A 16,844-nucleotide genomic window follows, 5' to 3' on the forward strand; every position below is an offset into this window, starting at 1 on the left:
CCTACCTTACCCCGCCTCATTTACCCGGTGGGGTTTTGTTTTGCGCGTCCGTCCCCATTAATTAGGGCATAGCATCGTTGTTGGCGCTTACTAGTAAACTGGTCTATTCTGTTTGCCACGATGATACTCACTGCTGCAAAGGAGTTTTGCCCTATGGCGTACGAGACGCTGTTTACCCCCACCACGCTAGGTAGCTTGACCATTCCTAACCGCGTCATCATGGCGCCGCTGACCCGTTCGCGCACGCCGGATAGCGTGCCGGGCAAAATGCAGGAAGCCTATTACGGCCAGCGCGCCGGTGCGGGCCTGATCATCAGCGAAGCCACCAACATCTCTCCCACTGCCCGTGGCTACGTGTACACACCCGGCATCTGGACCGACGAGCAGGAAGCCGGGTGGAAAGGCGTCGTGGACGCCGTTCATGCCAAAGGTGGCCGCATGGCGCTGCAGCTGTGGCACGTTGGGCGCGTTTCCCACGAAATGGTGCAGCCCAACGGCCAGCAGCCGGTAGCCCCCAGCGCGCTGAAAGGCGAAGGCGCTCAGTGTTTCGTCGAATTCGAAGATGGCACCGCTGGTCAGCACCCCACCAGCACGCCGCGTGCGCTGGAAACCGACGAGATTCCCGGCATTGTGGATGACTATCGCCAAGCAGCCATCCGCGCCAAGCGCGCCGGGTTCGATATGGTCGAAGTCCACGCCGCCAACGCTTACTTGCTGAACCAGTTCCTGGCCACCGGCACCAATAAGCGCACCGACCAGTACGGCGGTTCGCTGGAAAACCGTGCCCGCTTCCCTCTGGAAGTGGTCGATGCAGTGGTAGAAGTGTTTGGTGCCGAGCGTGTTGGCATTCGCATGACGCCGTTCATCGAGCTGTTCGGTTTGACCGACGACGAGCCGGAGGCGATGGCGTTCTACATGGCCGAGCAGCTCTCCAAGCGCGGCCTCGCCTACCTACACCTGAACGAGCCGAACTGGGCGGGCGGCGATATCACCTTCCCGGCCGGTTTCCGTGAGCAGATGCGCGAGCGCTTTAGCGGCAGCCTGATCTACTGCGGCAACTACGACGCCGAGCACGCTGAAGCACGCATCAGCGAAAACACCGCCGATGCCGTGGCCTTTGGCCGTCCTTACATCGCCAACCCCGATTTGCCGGAACGCTTCCGTGTGAACGCCCCGCTCACCGAGCCGAACCACGAAACCTTCTACGGCGGCGACGAGAAGGGCTACACCGATTACCCCTTCATGGATAATGGGTATGACCGCATGGGTTAAGCGTCTTCGCTAGGTCGTGGCCTGGGTGCCCCCTCGCGGGGAACCCTTATCCCTCAAAAGCATCACTTAGGTGGTGCTTTTTTTATGCCTAACGGTTTTAAAACACTGCTAGGCTATTGATTCTTTCGTCTTAACGCGACGATTCGTCCTAACGAATAGGTGGCACATGCTCGGTTCGCTCTTCGCACTGCTGGTATCCTTACTGCTGGTGGGCGCCGCGGCGGCAACAGGCGCGCGTTTTCGCCCCGACGGCTGGTATCGGGCACTACGCAAACCCCGCTGGACCCCGCCCGATCTGGCCTTTCCCATCGCCTGGGGTATTCTCTACTTATCGATGGCGATCGCGGCGTGGCGGATCTACATGGCAGACGACTCGCCGCTGCGTAGCGCCAGCCTGGCCGTGTATGGCGTGCAGCTGCTGGCCAATGCGGCGTGGTCCTGGCTGTTCTTCGGGCGCAAGCAGATAGCCGCCGCGCTGGTGGATATCGTGGTGTTGTTGGGATTGATCACGCTGGCCATTGGTCTGTTCGTCCAGGTCAGCACGCTGGCCGCTTGGCTGATGGTGCCTTACTGGCTGTGGGTTGCTCTGGCGCTTGCACTCAACGCCACCATTTTGCGATTGAATAGCGCCTAGGTGTTACATAACGAAAAGGTTTCACCCCATGGATACAACGTCACTTCCCGTTCTACTGGCCTTTACCTCGCTGCTACTCGGCGTGGTGGCCGTGGTGATTTTTGCTTATGTCGTGCTGCCAAAACGGCGCCGTGCCAAGGCCAAGGCCAAGGCCACTGAGGCTCCCGCACCGGTCGCAACGCCCACGCCGCCTCCTGCGGACGAGCCGCCGCCCGCCCCCACCAAGCGCACGGGCAAGGTCAAGCAGCACTCGCTGTTCGTCATTTTTAACCAGCCGGATGACACCACCGACGCGCGTTTGACCGAGTGGCTGCGGAGCAAAGGCGCCCATTACGACGCCATCAAGAAGGTGTTTTTGATCGACGGCCAGCAAGCGTCTAACCCCATTACCGTGGCGAATGCCTTCCCGCCGGGGGAAATGCCTGACCTATTACGCGGGGAAACCCACGAGCCGATCCGCGGCGTTAGCCTGCTGGTGAAACCGCCGCTGCATAAACGCCGCAATCAGCAGATGCACGTGTATGTGGAACTCGCCAAGGAGATGAACGAGACCTTCAGCGGCGACATGCTGGATGCCGACAGGGAGCCTGCCAGCGAATCCACCTACGCCCAGATCATCGGTTAACTCATACCACGCCTTGGCTACGCAGGTAGTCGTCGTAGCTGCCGCTGAAATCGACGATGCCTTCCGGCTGCATGTCGATGATGCGCGTGGCGAGACTGGAGACGAACTCGCGGTCGTGGCTGACGAACAGCAGCGTGCCGGGGTAGTTTTCCAGCGCCAGGTTGAGCGCTTCGATGGACTCCATGTCCAGATGGTTGGTGGGCTCGTCCATCAGCAGCACGTTGGGATTGGTGAGCGTTAGCTTACCAAACAGCATACGCCCCTGCTCGCCCCCGGAAATCACCTTCACCGATTTGCCGATATCGTCGCTGGAGAACAGCATGCGGCCCAGCGCGCCGCGCACCACCTGCTCGCCCCCTTTGGTCCACTGGCTCATCCACTCGAACAGGGTGGCGTCATTGGCGAAGTCGTCGGCATGATCCTGAGCGAAGATGCCAAGCTCAGCGGCATCGGTCCACTTCACTTCGCCAGCATCAGGGCGCAGGTCACCGGCCAGGGTTTTCAGCAGGGTGGTTTTACCAATGCCGTTGGGGCCGATGATGGCAATCCGCTCGCCCGCTTCCACGGTCATGGAGAAGCGCTTGAACAGCGGCTCGCCGTCGTAGCCTTTGGTAATGGCATCGACGTTCACCGCGTTGCGGTGGATTTTCTTGTTCTGTTCGAAGCGGATGAACGGGCTGACGCGACTGGAGGGTTTGATGTCTTCCAGCTTGATCTTGTCGATCTGGCGCGCCCGCGAGGTGGCCTGCTTCGCTTTCGATGCGTTTGCCGAGAAGCGGCTGACAAACTGCTGCAGTTCGGCAATTTGCGCTTTCTTCTTGGCGTTGTCGGCATACTGACGTTCACGCGCAGCGGTGGCCGCCGTCATGTAGTCGTCGTAGTTACCGGGGAACAGGGTGATTTCGCCGTAATCCAGGTCGGCCATGTGGGTGCAGACGCTATTCAGGAAGTGGCGGTCGTGGGAAATGATCACCATGGTGCTGCTGCGCGCTTTCAGAATTTCTTCCAGCCAGCGAATGGTGTTGATATCCAGGTGGTTGGTAGGTTCGTCGAGCAGCAAAACGTCCGGATCGGAGAACAGCGCCTGGGCCAGCAACACACGCAGCTTCCAGCCGGGCGCGACTTCGCTCATGGGGCCGGCGTGCTGTTCGATGGGAATGCCCAAGCCCAACAGCAGCTCGCCCGCACGGGACTCGGCGGTATAGCCGTCCAGCTCGGCAAAGCGCACCTCCAAGTCCGCCACGGCCATACCGTCTTCTTCGCTCATCTCGGGCAGCGAGTAGATGCGCTCGCGCTCGGCGGCCACTCTCCATAGCTCGGCGTTGCCCATGATGACGGTGTCGATCACCCGCTCGTTCTCATAGGCAAACTGGTCCTGACGCAGCTTGCCCAGCCGCGTGCTGCTGTCCAGCATCACCTGCCCGGACGTGGGCTCCAGCTCGCCACCGAGAATTTTCATGAAGGTGGACTTGCCGCAACCATTCGCGCCAATCAACCCGTAGCGATGGCCGTTATTGAACTTGACGGAGACGTTTTCGAACAGGGGCTTGGCCCCAAACTGCATGGTGATATTGGCGGTGGCGATCAAGATAGAGACCCTGGTTGGCGACATAGCCCTGTTGGAGGAGCGGCATGCGTGCAAATGCACGCGATTCTACGCGCCTTTGGGCCACGTTACATCTCCCCTCAAGGCTTCTGCTCACCGTCTTTTACTGGCTGCGCGGGCATGTCGAGCAGAAAACGTTCACCATCAATCGCTTGGCGGAGTCGCGAGTGGAGAATCTCGACAATGCCCGCGTGCTCACCTACTAACGCGGTGGTCGCCACCGTTAATCCGCGATGGCGGTGCTCGGCGGCGGCGCAAATCTCGGCAATGTCACCACCCTCACCGGCATGACGGCCTGGAGAGAGAAACAACATCGCCAGCACCACGTGGCCGCTGCTGAATTCGGGAGTATCCAGCAGGTCCTCCAAGAGCGGCTCGTTGAAGCGGTACTCATCGCCGTCACGTCGCTCCATGGAAGCGGTCGCCACGCAGCCCACCTCGTCGCCCAGCAGGACGCTCAACTGCCCGGCAAGGCGGTTACGGACGGCGGTGACCTCGGGAATCGGGCTGCCGTGATCCACTAGCGCGACCTTAGCAGCGTCATTTTCGGGCAGTTGGGCGCGCACGTGATCGGCCAACAGCTTCGCCAAACGCAGGTCGTTATGACCGAGCTCATCCACCAGCGGCTGTGCGACGCGCACCGTCACATCAGGGAAGCGTGCCTGCAGCGCGGCCATCCGCTCCGGTAAATACCCCGTGAGGGCTTTGCTGGGGCCGAAGAAAAACGGCAGCACGACGATCTCGGTGGCCCCCGCTTCGGCGCTGCGTTCGGCGGCGGGGCCCAGCGTGAGGGCCGGAATGCCATCGACCTCTTCGGCGGGGATTTTATTGGAGTGCAGCAGCGAGGCCGCTTGAACGGTTTCCCCGAGCTGCTCACTCAGCGCCGCCGCCACCCGACGCAGATTATGGGTCGCTTGGGGGCGTAGAGAGCCGTTATCGACAAGAAAAATAGCGCGCATCGCGTTCGTCCTTTTCAGTCAAAGCGTGGATAAGCCGCCAGCACATCCGCAGCGGCTCGGTGTAGCTGAGCGTGGCGTGCGGCGAGAGCGATGATATCGCGGTCGTAGCCACCGCCAATCACCGCCGCGACGGGAATGGCCGCCTCGCGACAGAGGTTCAACACGTAGTGATCTCGGGCATACAGCCCGTCGCTGCTTAGCGATAAATAACCCAGGCGGTCGTCGTGATGCACATCTACCCCCGCATCGTAGAGCACCACGTCTGGCTGGTAGGCAGCAAGCACCCCAGGCAGCCAAGAGGTCAGTTCGGCCAAATAGGCGGCATCCTGCATGCCGTTAGGCAGGGCGATATCCAAATCGCTTTTTGCTTTGCGGGCGGGAAAGTTTCGCGCCGCGTGCATGGACAACGTAAACACGCCTGGCACCTTTTCAAAGAGGCGCGCGGTGCCATCGCCCTGGTGCACGTCGCAATCCACGATCAGCACCCGCTCTGCCCAGCCCTGCGCCAGCGCGTGGGCGGCGGCCACAGCTAAGTCGTTGATCAAGCAGTAGCCGCTGGCGGCATCCGCATGGGCGTGGTGCGTGCCGCCCGCCGAGTTACACGCAAGCCCGGTGGCTAGGGCCGCTTCCAGGGTGAGCAGCGTGCCGCCGGTTTCCAGCCGCACTCGTTCCACCAAAGCCTCGGACCATGCGAATCCACTGCGCCGCTGGGCGGCGCGATCGAGCTGACCGTGCACAAACGCATGCACGTAGTCACGGGTATGCACGCGTTGCAGGCTTTCCAGGGTGGCCGGCTGGGGCGTGTGCCACTCGATGGGACACGCCAACGTTTGCTCGCCCAACAGCTGCCGAAGCACCCGAAACTTTTCCATCGGAAAAGGATGATTGGCTGGCAAATCAATCGTATAACCCGGATGATGAACCACCGTTAACGCCATGCGCGTGTTGCCACTTTGGTCACGAATGTAGATCGCTTATGTTGCTTGATACCACGACGTTAAACCAGCAGAGAAACTTCTTCGACGGCCATGCGGCTATTTGGCTATTTGGCTACGGTTCGCTGATTTGGAAGGCCGATTTTGAGTATCTAGAGCGGCGCCCGGCGGCCATTACCGGCTGGGCGCGGCGCTTCTGGCAGGGCTCCCACGATCACCGGGGCACGCCGGACGCGCCGGGACGTGTGGCCACCCTGATTCGTGCCGAAGGCGCGGTGTGCCACGGCATGGCCTACCGCATCACCCCAGAAGTGCTTGCCCCGCTGGATGTGCGGGAGAAAAACGGCTATCTACGGGAGAAAGTCACGCTGACCTTTCTGGATGAAGCGGGCCATCCCGACCCCGCACAAGCGCCTACCGACGGGCTGATTTATCTGGCCAGCGAGGATAACCCAGCGTTTTTAGGCGATGCGCCGCTGGCCGAGATCGCCCAGCAAATTGCCCAGGCCCACGGCCCCAGCGGACCCAACAGCGCCTACTTGCTCAACCTGGCCCAGGCGCTTCGCGAGCTGGGTACCGAGGATGCGCATATCTTTGCCCTGGAGGAGCAGTTACAGCGCTACCAGTAGGCAAACTACATCATCAGCCACGACAGGATGAACAGGGCGATCAGCGTACGGAAAATGCCGCCGATGATGGAACCGCGCAGAAACGCTCGCAGCCCGCCCCATAGGATCAGTAGACCGATCACCAGTATCGCGAGGCTCAAGAACGAGTCGTTGATGCCCAGCGAACGCGTCAGCCCGCCGATGAAGTCATCGAAGGCACCAAAAAAATTGGTGAAGATTCCCACCAAAAACTCCACCACCACGCGGATGGCCTCACCAATCGCTTCACCAATGCCTTCAAAAAATCCGTTTGCCTGCATGCGTGTTGTCCGTTGCTCGAAGATGATCGTCTAAAAAGAATAGCGGGAAGTTAAGTGCTCAACGATAGTCGGCATTGTGTGTGAAAACACAGCTTGTGAAAACACGGTATGTGAAAACACGCGAACTGGCAAAACCACGCCATGGGCAGCTTCCACCTTTCGCCTATTCCCTTTTTAGCACTTCCGCGTTACAACATTAAGCATGCATTTGCGGGAGAGACTGGTACACGACACCAGCGCCGAAGGAGCAACGACCCCGGAAACTCTCAGGCCAACGGACCGCAATCGCTAACGTTTTTACCAATACGTTCCGAAGAGTGGTTGATGACGGCGTCACTCAACCCACCGAAGGAGCAAGCGCCACCACATTGGCGTGAATCTCTCAGGTTCCATGACGGAAGGGGTACCCCTAGCAAACACCTTTGCTGAGGGTATCGCCCGACGCTCATACAATCTGTGGAGATCATCATGCAACGCATTGCAGTCATTGGCGGTGGCATTACCGGCATCACCAGCGCCTACGCCCTCGCTAAACGCGGCTTTGACGTCACCGTCTTCGAGAAACATCGCTACGCGGCAATGGAAACCTCCTTTGCCAACGGCGGTCAGCTGTCCGCCTCGAATGCCGAGGTATGGAACCACTGGCCCACGGTCATCAAAGGCCTGCGCTGGATGCTGAAAAGCGACGCCCCGCTGCTCGTCAACCCTCGCCCCACTTGGCACAAGCTGAGCTGGTTTGCCGAGTTCATCGCCGCCATTCGCCGCTATGCCGACAACACCACCGAAACAGCACGCTTGGCGATTGCTGCCCGAGAGCACTTGTTTCAGTGGGCCCGCGATGAGCAGATCGAGTTCGATGTGAAGCAAAAAGGCATTTTGCATATCTATCGCGATAAAGCAGGCTACGAGCACGCAGCCAAGGTGTCGCAGTTGCTCCAAAAAGGTGGGCTCGAGCGCCGCGCCGTCACGCCAGAGGAGATGCGCGCCATCGAGCCCACCCTAGCGGGTAACTATTACGGCGGTTTCTTTACCGAAAGCGATGCCACGGGCGATATCCATAAGTACACCAACGGATTGGCGAAAGCCGCTGCCAAACGCGGCGTGCAGCTCAACTACGGTCATCAAGTGACCGACCTGGGTGCGGATGAGAGCAGCGCCTGGATCAGCGCGGTGGTCGACGGCGAAGAGGTTCATCAGAGCTTCGATAGCGTAGTGGTGTGTGCGGGCATTGGCAGTCGCGCCATCGCCGCCAAGTTAGGCGACCGTATGAACATCTACCCGGTCAAAGGCTACTCCATCACCGTACAGTTGGATGACGAGGCATCACAGCAGGCCGCTCCCACGGTCAGCCTGCTGGACGACGAGACCAAACTCGTCACCAGCCGCTTGGGCAACGACCGCTTCCGCGTGGCGGGGACGGCAGAGTTCAACGGCGCCAACCGCGACATTCGTAACGACAGGATTCAGCCACTGGTGCGCTGGGTGGAGCAGTGCTTTCCTGGTGTGAGTACTCAGCGGGTGGTGCCGTGGGCGGGACTACGCCCGATGATGCCGAACATGCTGCCCAAAGTCGGCCCCGGCAAATTGCCCACCGTTTTCTACAATACCGGTCATGGCCACCTAGGCTGGACGCTCTCGACGATCACTGCCGAGATGCTCGCCGACGCGGTCGATCACTCACATGCCACGTCACTCGCGATCACCCGCTAGACGCGGTAACCCATAACGAAAAGGGGCCACCAGGCCCCTTTGTTAACATGGCCAACATGGCTAACATGCGACCCTATCCCGTCCGCTCTCTTTGGCGTGATACAGCGCGTTATCGACCCGTTTCATCATGCTCTTGGGCGTATCGTGCGCAGCGGCCTCGGCAACCCCCAAGCTAACGGTGACACGGTCGGCCCCCGGAAAAGAGGCGCTAGCGATACGCTGACGTATCTTCTCAGCGAGCTTGGCCGCTTGCTCGCGGGGCGTTTCGGGAGCCAGAATGATGAACTCCTCGCCTCCCCAGCGGGCGCAGTAGTCGGCGCTGCGCAAATTGGTCTCCAGCAGCGTTGCCAACGCGCGCAGCACTTGATCGCCCACGTCGTGACCTTGGCTATCGTTGATCGTTTTGAAATAGTCGATGTCGAGCATGATGAGCGAAAATGGTCGCACATAGCGGCTCAAGCGGCCTAGCTCGTGTTTCAGCAGGTAATCGAACCTTGAGCGATTCATCAGCCCGGTCAGCATATCGGTGGTGGCGAGGCGCTTTAATTCGGCTTCTTTTTCCACCCGCCGGGTGATATCACGCTGAACTAGCACTAGAACGGTCGACGCATAGCCGGGCATCGACATCGCGGTGATACGCCACTCGATGAGCGGTCGTGGCGCTTTGGAGAGCAACGCCTCCTCTTCATGATCCAGACCGGAGAGCGAATATCCCACCTTCAGCTCACCGGCAGACAAGGCTTGGTCGAGCTGACTCAACAATTGCTCATTCGCCGCCGCTTGATGGACGATTTTAGGGGACGCCCCCAACCAACGGTAGCGATCGCCCCCCCAAAATTGAACGTACTCTTCGCTAACATCCAGCACCCGAATGCCACCACCATCGGGCCACCTGCCAAGCATCGCGATGGCCTGACTGCTGGGTTCGCTGATGGACAGCGGCGCTCCTTGCTCTTGATCTTGCGATGTTTCTACCATAATTCATCCAATGAAAGTCGGCGTTGGGGTCGTTTCGTCCCAGAAACGAGCCGTGATATCCAAGCGCGAAACGTCTTTCGACAATACGCACCCTCGATGCACTGGCCACGTCGCCATTACACGGAGGATACGCGCGCTTACTCAATAGCAATATAGTCCACGTTATGAATACGCGAAAAGTAGCGACCGTTACGCGGCTCTTGCGACCCAAAGCCGATAGAGCGCTGGCGTAAAGAAAAACGACACTAATGTGGCCAAGAGTAGACCAAAGCCCACCGTTTGTGCGAAGGGCGGCCATAGCCCGCCTGCGGCCACCATAAGAGGAATGAGCCCCGCAAAAGTAGTGATAGTAGTAGACACAATGTGCCGACTCGTGGGGCCGCTGATGACCGCGAGCATCGCGTCTATATCGCCTTGCCGGGCGGCCGGATCATCATCAAAGGCGGCAATAATAATGATGGTGGCGTTAATGGCGACACCGACCAATCCCATAATGCCGACGATAATCACGAAGCCAAACGCATGACCACTCATCAGCAGCGCCACAATCCCCATACCCATGGCCTGTGCTCCAGCGATAAAGACAATGGCGGCGCGGCGGAAGGAGTTAAACGCCAGCACCACCGTAGCCACCATGGCAATCACCAGCAGCACCACCGAGGCGAGTAGTTTACCGACGGCCTCATCACGCTCAGCGGCCTCGCCCCCTGTTTCAATACGGTATCCAGCGGGCAACGTCAGCTCACCGTTCTCAAGCGCTGCCTGAAGCTTGGCATCTAACTGCGCCATGGATACGGCCGGTAGCGCATCCGCCACTAAATAGCCTTGCACCAGCTGCACTCGCTCGGCATTTCGTCGGGTAATCACACTCCATGAAGGGGCAAGATAGCTTTCAGCAACAGCCGCTAACGGTAAGCCTTCAGCCACTTGGTCACTCACCAAACGCAGTGCAGCTAGCTGCTCGGCATCAGTACGCCACCCATCGGCATAACGCACACGTATCGGTAGTTGTTGTGTATCTTCCAACAACATACCGGCAGGCTGGCCGGAGAGGGCAGCACCTACCTGTTCCGCCAGGCTCTGCGTCGTCAGCCCTGCATCGCTCAATGCGGTGTGGTCGACATCAAGCACTAGCCGAGGTAAATCACGCTGCATCCCTGCGCGCACGTGGGTTACCTGGGGAAGCTGGTGCATCAGGCCCGCTAGCTCCAGGCCCAGGGAGGAGAGCACCTCCAGATCATCGCCATACACGCGAAGCTCAATGGGCGCTTTAAAAGGCGAGCCTTGCTCGTATTTGCGCACAACGCTTTGGGCTTGAGGAAAGCGCTTATCCAGAGATTGCTGCAGCCCCGGCACCTGTTGATTGGTGGCCTCTAACGATACCGTATCGACGATCAGATGAAGGAAGGCGGGGTTGTTATCTTCATTAGTTAACACGTTGTAATACATCATCGGCGCACTTTCGCCGATAAACGACGAGACACGCACTACACCCGGCAGCTCGCGCACCATGCTCTCTACTTCGTGGGCCAGCGCCTCTGTCTTGGCGATACTACTGGCGGCGGGCAAGCGCACTTCAATATGGAACTGGTCGCGGTCGGCGAGAGGGAAGAACGCTACGTCTAGCGTTGGCATCAGCGCTATTCCACCTACCGGCACACAGAGGGTGATCACCATCGCCGCCACGGGGTGGCGCAGTGTGCTGCGAATCGTGCCGCGAAACGCCCGCTTCATTATATTATCCCGCGGGGCAGGCGGTTTAGCGGCTACCTTGGCCAGCAGCATGGGCGAAAGCGCAGGCACCAGCAGCAGCGAAATCAGATAAGAGCTGACCAGCGCCACCATGACCGCCATGGCGAGCGGCCCGACAAACTCACCGGCGGGGCCTGGCATCAGCACGATGGGCATAAACGCCAAAATGGTCGTGAGCGTACTGGCGAGCAGCGGTACCGCCAAATGGCGCAACGCATCCCGAGTCGCGGCCAGCGCTGAATCCCCCTGAAGGAAGCGCTCACGCAGGGCATTGGTCATCACAATGGCGTTATCCACCATCAGCCCCAATGCGACAATAATACCGATGATGCTCATCTGGTGGATTTCCATCCCCAGCGGCTTGAACAGCGCCAGGGTGAGCAGCGCCGTCGCCGGAATGGCCAGCCCTACGGTGAGCGCAGAGCGCCAGCCCATCGTGAGAAATAGAATCGCGACCACCAGTACCAAGCCCATCAGCAGGCTAATCGCTACATCACTAAGACGCTGGTTGGTATAGCTGGCCTGCTCAAAGACTTCTTCTACCGCCAGCCCTATCGGCAGTTCATCGTCAAACGCCGCTAGTTGCGCCTGGGCACGCTCAACCCACGCATCGATACGCTGGCCCGGCACCATACGAGCACCTACAAATACGGCCCGCTCACCGTTTAGCAGCGCCACCGCGCTGGGTGGGTCTTGAACACCACGGCGCAGCTCGGCAATTTCCCCTAGCTTGACGCTCTGGCCCTGCTGGGTGGTGACGTTGATCTCTCGCAGCCGGTCAAGCGCATCAAACTCGCCGCTCAAGCCCACCGTTAGCCGATGCCCTTGTGTGACCACCTCGCCAGCCGTGCGGCGGCCGTCGCTCGCCTCAATGGCCCCGGCAAGCTGACCAACCGAGAGTCCTAACGCATTCAGTTCCAGCGGGTCTACCATCACCTCGACCTGCTCCCCGGCGACGCCAAAACGGTGGGTATATTCGGTGCCTGCTACCTGCCGTAACTGATCTTCTAGGCGTTCGGCATAGCGCTCCATCAATTGTGGATTGGGAGGGGTATCCAACGTCCAGCGCAGAGCGGCCACGATACTGAACGCATAGCCACGGTCATCCAACAACTCCGGCGTTTGCACGCCTTCCGGTAGCGAGGGCGCTACATCGCTGAGCTTATCGCGCACGCGGCTCCACACCGGCGTGACATTGGTCACCGCGTCGCTCAGCTCCAGGCTGAGCACGGCAATGCCTTGCCGCGAGGTAGATTCCAGCACATCAATCTCAGCAATGGTGCGTAGCTCCTGTTCGATAGGACGCGCGACCAAGGCTTCGATTTGTTCGGGAGTCGCCCCTGGGTACGGTGCCAGCACGGTGGCAATGCGTGCGACAAGGTGTGGGTCTTCCGCCCTGGGAAGGGTTTGGATAGCCGATAGTCCCGCGACAATGAGCAAGCCAAGCGACAGCGCCAGCAGGCGGCGATTAAACAACCACTCAATGCGCTGCATGGGCCACTTCCTCACTGAGTGTGACCTGCTGCCCAGGCGTGATGCGGTGAGTGCCGCTGCTAATTAATCGCATACCGGGGGCCAGCGTGCCACGCACAAAGGCGTCGTCGCCTTCGGTATGCAGCAGCTCTACGCTCGCCTGTGCCACACGGTAGCGCTCATTTTCCTGAGGTTCGGCAACCAGTACGTTCCACAACCCGCGGTCGGCGGCACGTAGTGCAGATAGTGGTACCCAGTAACCGCTAGCGGGCTCGGTAATTGAGTAGTTCAACTCGGCCAGATCGCCAGGCACCGCGCGGCTGTTACTTGTCAGCGCCACCACCAGTGTTTGCGTGCGGCTGTCGCTATCCACCTGGGGCAGGCGAGCAAGCACCTCACCCGTAATGGGCTGGCCGTTTACGTGCAGCGTCACAGACTCCCCCATGGTGAACGTCGCCGCTAGCCGGGCTGGCAAGCCAAGGTGCGCTTCTAAGTGGCGGGTATTCACGATATCGAAAGCCGCCGTGCCACTGCTCACCAAGCTGCCCACATCAATATGGCGCTCTACCACCCGCCCAGCGAAGGGGGCTTTTAGGGTGCTGTCTTCTAAGTCAGCCGTGAGACTATCGCGCTCGGCCGCTAGGGCAGCGAGTCGCGCTTGCAGGGTTAAGCGGTCAGTGCGGGCTTGGTCCAGCGCCGTGCGGCTAGCAAAGTTGCTTTGATTGAGCTGCGCTTCGCGCTCTTCCTGGCGCTGGGCAAGGGCCAAGCTGGCACTGGCTTCTTCGCTGCGCGCCGCCACTTCGGCTAAACGGCTCTTCAAGCGGCGGGTATCCAGACGGGCAAGCACCTCCCCTTGTTCAACCGCATCTCCGCGCTCGGCCAGTACGGCTTCCACCCGCCCCGCTGGCTCAAAAGCCAACGACACCGACTGGCGCGCCACCACACGGCCGGTTAAGCGCACTTCCCGCCTCAACGCATCTGCCTCGGCAAGCGGAATCGTTGCCACCTGTAATAAAGCGTTATCTACCCCCTGCTGGCGTGCCTGCTGGGCACTACTGTGCTGGCTGGTTAGCAGGAGTATCACCACAACGGTAGCGCCTATCATCAGCAGTGCCGCCAGCATGCCGCGCAGCCGATGCCCCCAGGAAGTGTTTAACGTGCCCATGTTGGCCTCAAATGGTTTATTCTTGAACGATACCGTTCACTATAATATGTGTACGCCACCGTTCAATAACTATTTATGCATGGGCAGAGGTTAATTGCATGACAGACGCTCAACTGCCGTCATCTGACCAAAAACGCAGCGCGGGCCGCCCTAAAGATATGGCCAAACGTAATGCGATGATGGACGCTGCAGCGTGCCTGTTTTTCCGCAATGGTTTGGAAGCTGTCACCATGGAGGCTGTTGCTCGAGAGGCGGGCGTTTCCAAAGTGACGGTGTATGGGCACTTTACGTCTAAGGAAGCGCTGTTTGGCAGCGTGATACGGCGAGAAACCGCAACAATTCGGCAAGGGTTAGAGCAGCTCCCCGACACCCACGACGCGGTACGCCAATCGCTCATTGAAGTAGGCATCGGCATGGTGCGCTTTTTACTGGAGCCCCATGTATTGGCGGTCGAACGAGTGATGAGTCAGCAGGGCGAGCAGTACCCCAAGCTGTTACAGGCTTTTTTTGAGGCGGGCCCCTGGGCTATTAGCCAGTGGCTGCGGGAAAAACTGGAAGGACTGGCCAGCGCAGGCCACCTTACCCTGCCCGCCCCCGCACTAGCTGCCGATCAACTCTGCAGCATGTGGCAGGGAATGCTGACCAAGGAGGTTCGCATGGGCGTACGCCCACCGCCTACCGAAGAGGAACTACAGTGCCAGATCGCCAGCGCTGTGGATGTGTTTTTGGCGGCGTATGGACGACGCTGATGCTCAAGAGATCCAGTGAAATATTTTTCTAACAATGGCTTAGCCGAAAGAATGCTAGTCACTGACTATTACTACTACAGTGGCTGTCGTTACGTCCTGAACTTAGCCAGGATAATGTGGGCTTCAAGCACCGCCCTGGCAGGTGTCATTCGACCGCGTCAGTTTGTTCACACCGCTGGCGGTTGCCCCAGAATCTCCATGCCTGATCCCAGCTCATTTTCAATTGCCTGGCCGATAGCTAGCAGGTTGGCGTCTTGCCACGGCCCGGCCAGCACTTGCAGGCCAACGGGCATACCTGCGGCATCTTTTCCCACCGGAAGCGTCAAGCCACACAACCCTAAGAAGTTAGCGATCACCGTGTTGCGTAGGGCATGCATGTTGGCTTTGGAGTAAGCACCTTCATGCTCAAGGCTTTCGATGGTAGGTGGGGTAATCGCTACCGTGGGAGTCAAGACTGCATCGACATTGGCCATGCAAGCGGCAGCGGATTGATAGAGTGAATCCAACACCGTGCGCCGTCGCACATACTCCCACGCGGGCATGTCATCGGCCGCTTTGACGCGAGCAGCGACGTTAGGGTCGAGAGAACCAATCATTTCAGGCAGTTCAGTTTTTAGAAACGCTGCTAGCTCTGCCGCTGCCACGCCGCCCAGTTTGAACAGCTCGTATGCTTCATTAACTCCCGGCAACTCCAGGGCCACGATGCGGGCCCCGGCGGCTTCGAGTCGTTTAATGGCCGCGCGAACGGATTCCGCAATGCCTAGGCTACAGTCGTCCCAGAAAAACGTTTCTGGGACGCCAAAGGTTAGATCAGCAAGAGACGGCGTCGCCGGAACCTGCTCGTCTCGACCACAGAGCGAGCTATCCAGGGAATCGAACGCGAAGGCGATGTCATCGACCCGTCGCGCTAGCAGCCCGGGAGTGTCCAATGTGCTTGAAAGCGGCACAATCTGCTCGGTCGACCAACGCCCGGCGGTAGTTTTCAATCCCGCTACGCCGGTCATCGAGGCCGGTATACGTACCGACCCAGCAGTGTCAGTGCCAAACGCTAGGCTCGCCGTGCCGCTCATCAGCGATACTCCCGCTCCAGAGCTGGAGCCACCAGGCGTGCGGTGCTGCTTCGTATCCCATGGGTTGCGCGGCGCTCCCCAATGGACATTGGTTCCCAGCCCACCAAAGGCAAACTCTACGGTATGGGTTTTACCCACAATGGAGGGCAGCTGCTTCAGCAACGCATTTACGACAGGACCAGGACGCTCCCAGCGCTTGGGAAGTGTCTGGGCAGAGCCCGCATAGGTCGGCAATCCTTTCACGGCGTAGATATCTTTGATCGATACCGCTATGCCCATTAGCATCCCTGCATCGCCACCCTGGGCTAACACCGCATCGGCAGCTTGTGCTATCGCTCGTGCCTGCTCGCCGTTCCAGCTGAGGTAGGCATGATCGTGCTTACCACGTTGTTGGTAGGCCGCTATAGATGCTTCGACAAGTTCGGTCGCGGTTAGGGTACCTGCACGTAGGCGTGCATGCTGCTCGCGTAAAGGTAGATGAATGGGGGAGCTCTGCATCTTGTACTTCCTCTGAGAACTTAGCGCACTTCAAAAATCGCTTCGACTTCTACCGCCGCATTGCCGGGTAGTGTCGCCACCCCAATGGCAGTCCGAGCATGGCGGCCTGCCTCGCCGAGCAGCGCGACAAATAGCTCTGAAGCGCCGTTGATGACCAATGGAACGTCGTGAAAACCCGGCGCCACGTTGACGAAGCCATTCATACGAACGCAACGCACTACACGAGAGAAGTCACCATCAACCGCATCGCTCAATTCAGCCAGAAGGTTGAGTGCACACGCTTGAGCCGCCAGCTTACCGGTTTCAAGGTCAAACTCAGCCCCCACCTTGCCCGGATAGAGAACATCACCGTCACGCTCGCAAATCTGCCCGGCTAAAAACACCTGATTGCCCAATCGAGACCAAGGCAAAAAGAGGCCGCGCGGTGTCGGAATGGCCGGTAACGTCAGGCCCTGCTCAGCCACCGCTTGTTCAATCGTTTTACTCACTG

General features: G+C 59.4%; 15 protein-coding genes and 2 riboswitches. Of the genes, 6 read left to right on the plus strand and 9 right to left on the minus strand.

Annotation, left to right across the window (positions count from 1 at the left end; genetic code table 11):
* Positions 1–153: 153 nt before the first annotated feature.
* From RVM26_RS13920 to RVM26_RS13930, 3 genes are all read left to right on the plus strand, one after another.
* Positions 154–1,272 carry an alkene reductase gene (locus tag RVM26_RS13920; RefSeq protein WP_498939243.1) on the plus strand — a complete coding sequence of 373 codons (1,119 nt, stop codon included), beginning with the start codon at positions 154–156 and terminating at the stop codon, positions 1,270–1,272.
* 166 nt (positions 1,273–1,438) lie between these two features.
* Positions 1,439–1,906 (plus strand): TspO/MBR family protein, encoded by a 468-nt coding sequence (locus RVM26_RS13925; protein ID WP_498939245.1) that lies wholly within the window; start codon positions 1,439–1,441, stop codon positions 1,904–1,906.
* 28 nt (positions 1,907–1,934) lie between these two features.
* The gene (locus RVM26_RS13930) at positions 1,935–2,531 is read left to right on the plus strand and encodes a cell division protein ZipA C-terminal FtsZ-binding domain-containing protein (protein ID WP_305947698.1); all 597 of its coding nucleotides are present in this window, start codon (positions 1,935–1,937) and stop codon (positions 2,529–2,531) included.
* A gap of 1 nt (position 2,532) precedes the next feature.
* Here the strand turns inward: RVM26_RS13930 and RVM26_RS13935 are convergent, their stop codons facing one another.
* The 3 genes from RVM26_RS13935 to RVM26_RS13945 form a co-directional block, all read right to left on the minus strand.
* The gene (locus RVM26_RS13935; protein WP_498941767.1) at positions 2,533–4,119 is read right to left on the minus strand and encodes an ABC-F family ATPase; all 1,587 of its coding nucleotides are present in this window, start codon (positions 4,117–4,119) and stop codon (positions 2,533–2,535) included.
* Positions 4,120–4,217: 98 nt separating this feature from the next.
* The gene (locus RVM26_RS13940) at positions 4,218–5,096 is read right to left on the minus strand and encodes a sirohydrochlorin chelatase (protein WP_498939247.1); all 879 of its coding nucleotides are present in this window, start codon (positions 5,094–5,096) and stop codon (positions 4,218–4,220) included.
* A 14-nt stretch (positions 5,097–5,110) separates the two neighbouring features.
* Positions 5,111–6,034: a histone deacetylase family protein gene (locus RVM26_RS13945; protein WP_498939249.1), complete on the minus strand. Its 924-nt coding sequence runs from the start codon at positions 6,032–6,034 to the stop codon at positions 5,111–5,113.
* 38 nt (positions 6,035–6,072) lie between these two features.
* Here RVM26_RS13945 and RVM26_RS13950 point away from each other — a divergent pair, with 38 nt between their 5' ends.
* Entirely contained in the window at positions 6,073–6,660 is a 588-nt protein-coding gene (locus RVM26_RS13950) for a gamma-glutamylcyclotransferase (RefSeq protein ID WP_219862063.1), read from the plus strand.
* A 5-nt stretch (positions 6,661–6,665) separates the two neighbouring features.
* On the opposite strand, the gene RVM26_RS13955 is transcribed toward RVM26_RS13950, so the two are convergent.
* On the minus strand, positions 6,666–6,959 hold the full coding sequence (locus RVM26_RS13955) for a hypothetical protein (RefSeq protein ID WP_498939251.1): 294 nt from the start codon (positions 6,957–6,959) through the stop codon (positions 6,666–6,668).
* Positions 6,960–7,160: 201 nt separating this feature from the next.
* A riboswitch (glycine riboswitch) is annotated at positions 7,161–7,251 on the plus strand.
* Between the two features lie 8 nt (positions 7,252–7,259).
* Positions 7,260–7,367, plus strand: a riboswitch (glycine riboswitch).
* 60 nt (positions 7,368–7,427) lie between these two features.
* On the opposite strand from RVM26_RS13955, the gene RVM26_RS13960 reads away from it, so the two are divergent.
* A complete protein-coding gene (locus RVM26_RS13960) occupies positions 7,428–8,669 on the plus strand; it encodes a D-amino acid dehydrogenase (protein WP_498939253.1) in 1,242 nt (413 codons plus the stop codon).
* 60 nt (positions 8,670–8,729) lie between these two features.
* On the opposite strand, the gene RVM26_RS13965 is transcribed toward RVM26_RS13960, so the two are convergent.
* From RVM26_RS13965 to RVM26_RS13975, 3 genes are all read right to left on the minus strand, one after another.
* The gene (locus RVM26_RS13965; RefSeq protein WP_498939255.1) at positions 8,730–9,647 is read right to left on the minus strand and encodes a GGDEF domain-containing protein; all 918 of its coding nucleotides are present in this window, start codon (positions 9,645–9,647) and stop codon (positions 8,730–8,732) included.
* Between the two features lie 189 nt (positions 9,648–9,836).
* Complete coding sequence (locus RVM26_RS13970) at positions 9,837–12,893, minus strand: efflux RND transporter permease subunit (protein ID WP_498939257.1); 3,057 nt, start codon at positions 12,891–12,893, stop codon at positions 9,837–9,839.
* Positions 12,880–14,037 carry an efflux RND transporter periplasmic adaptor subunit gene (locus RVM26_RS13975; RefSeq protein WP_498939260.1) on the minus strand — a complete coding sequence of 386 codons (1,158 nt, stop codon included), beginning with the start codon at positions 14,035–14,037 and terminating at the stop codon, positions 12,880–12,882. Before RVM26_RS13975 ends, RVM26_RS13970 begins: the two co-directional genes overlap by 14 nt.
* A 98-nt stretch (positions 14,038–14,135) precedes the next feature.
* Between RVM26_RS13975 and RVM26_RS13980 the strand changes: the two genes are divergently transcribed.
* The gene (locus RVM26_RS13980) at positions 14,136–14,786 is read left to right on the plus strand and encodes a TetR/AcrR family transcriptional regulator (RefSeq protein ID WP_498939262.1); all 651 of its coding nucleotides are present in this window, start codon (positions 14,136–14,138) and stop codon (positions 14,784–14,786) included.
* Between the two features lie 167 nt (positions 14,787–14,953).
* On the opposite strand, the gene RVM26_RS13985 is transcribed toward RVM26_RS13980, so the two are convergent.
* Positions 14,954–16,354 carry an amidase gene (locus tag RVM26_RS13985; RefSeq protein WP_498939264.1) on the minus strand — a complete coding sequence of 467 codons (1,401 nt, stop codon included), beginning with the start codon at positions 16,352–16,354 and terminating at the stop codon, positions 14,954–14,956.
* Positions 16,355–16,374: 20 nt separating this feature from the next.
* On the minus strand, positions 16,375–16,842 hold the full coding sequence (locus tag RVM26_RS13990) for a RidA family protein (RefSeq protein ID WP_498939265.1): 468 nt from the start codon (positions 16,840–16,842) through the stop codon (positions 16,375–16,377).
* Positions 16,843–16,844 lie beyond the last annotated feature (2 nt).

Origin of the sequence: Halomonas sp. KM072, assembly GCF_050710315.1 — a bacterium.
Lineage (GTDB): Bacteria > Pseudomonadota > Gammaproteobacteria > Pseudomonadales > Halomonadaceae > Vreelandella > Vreelandella hamiltonii.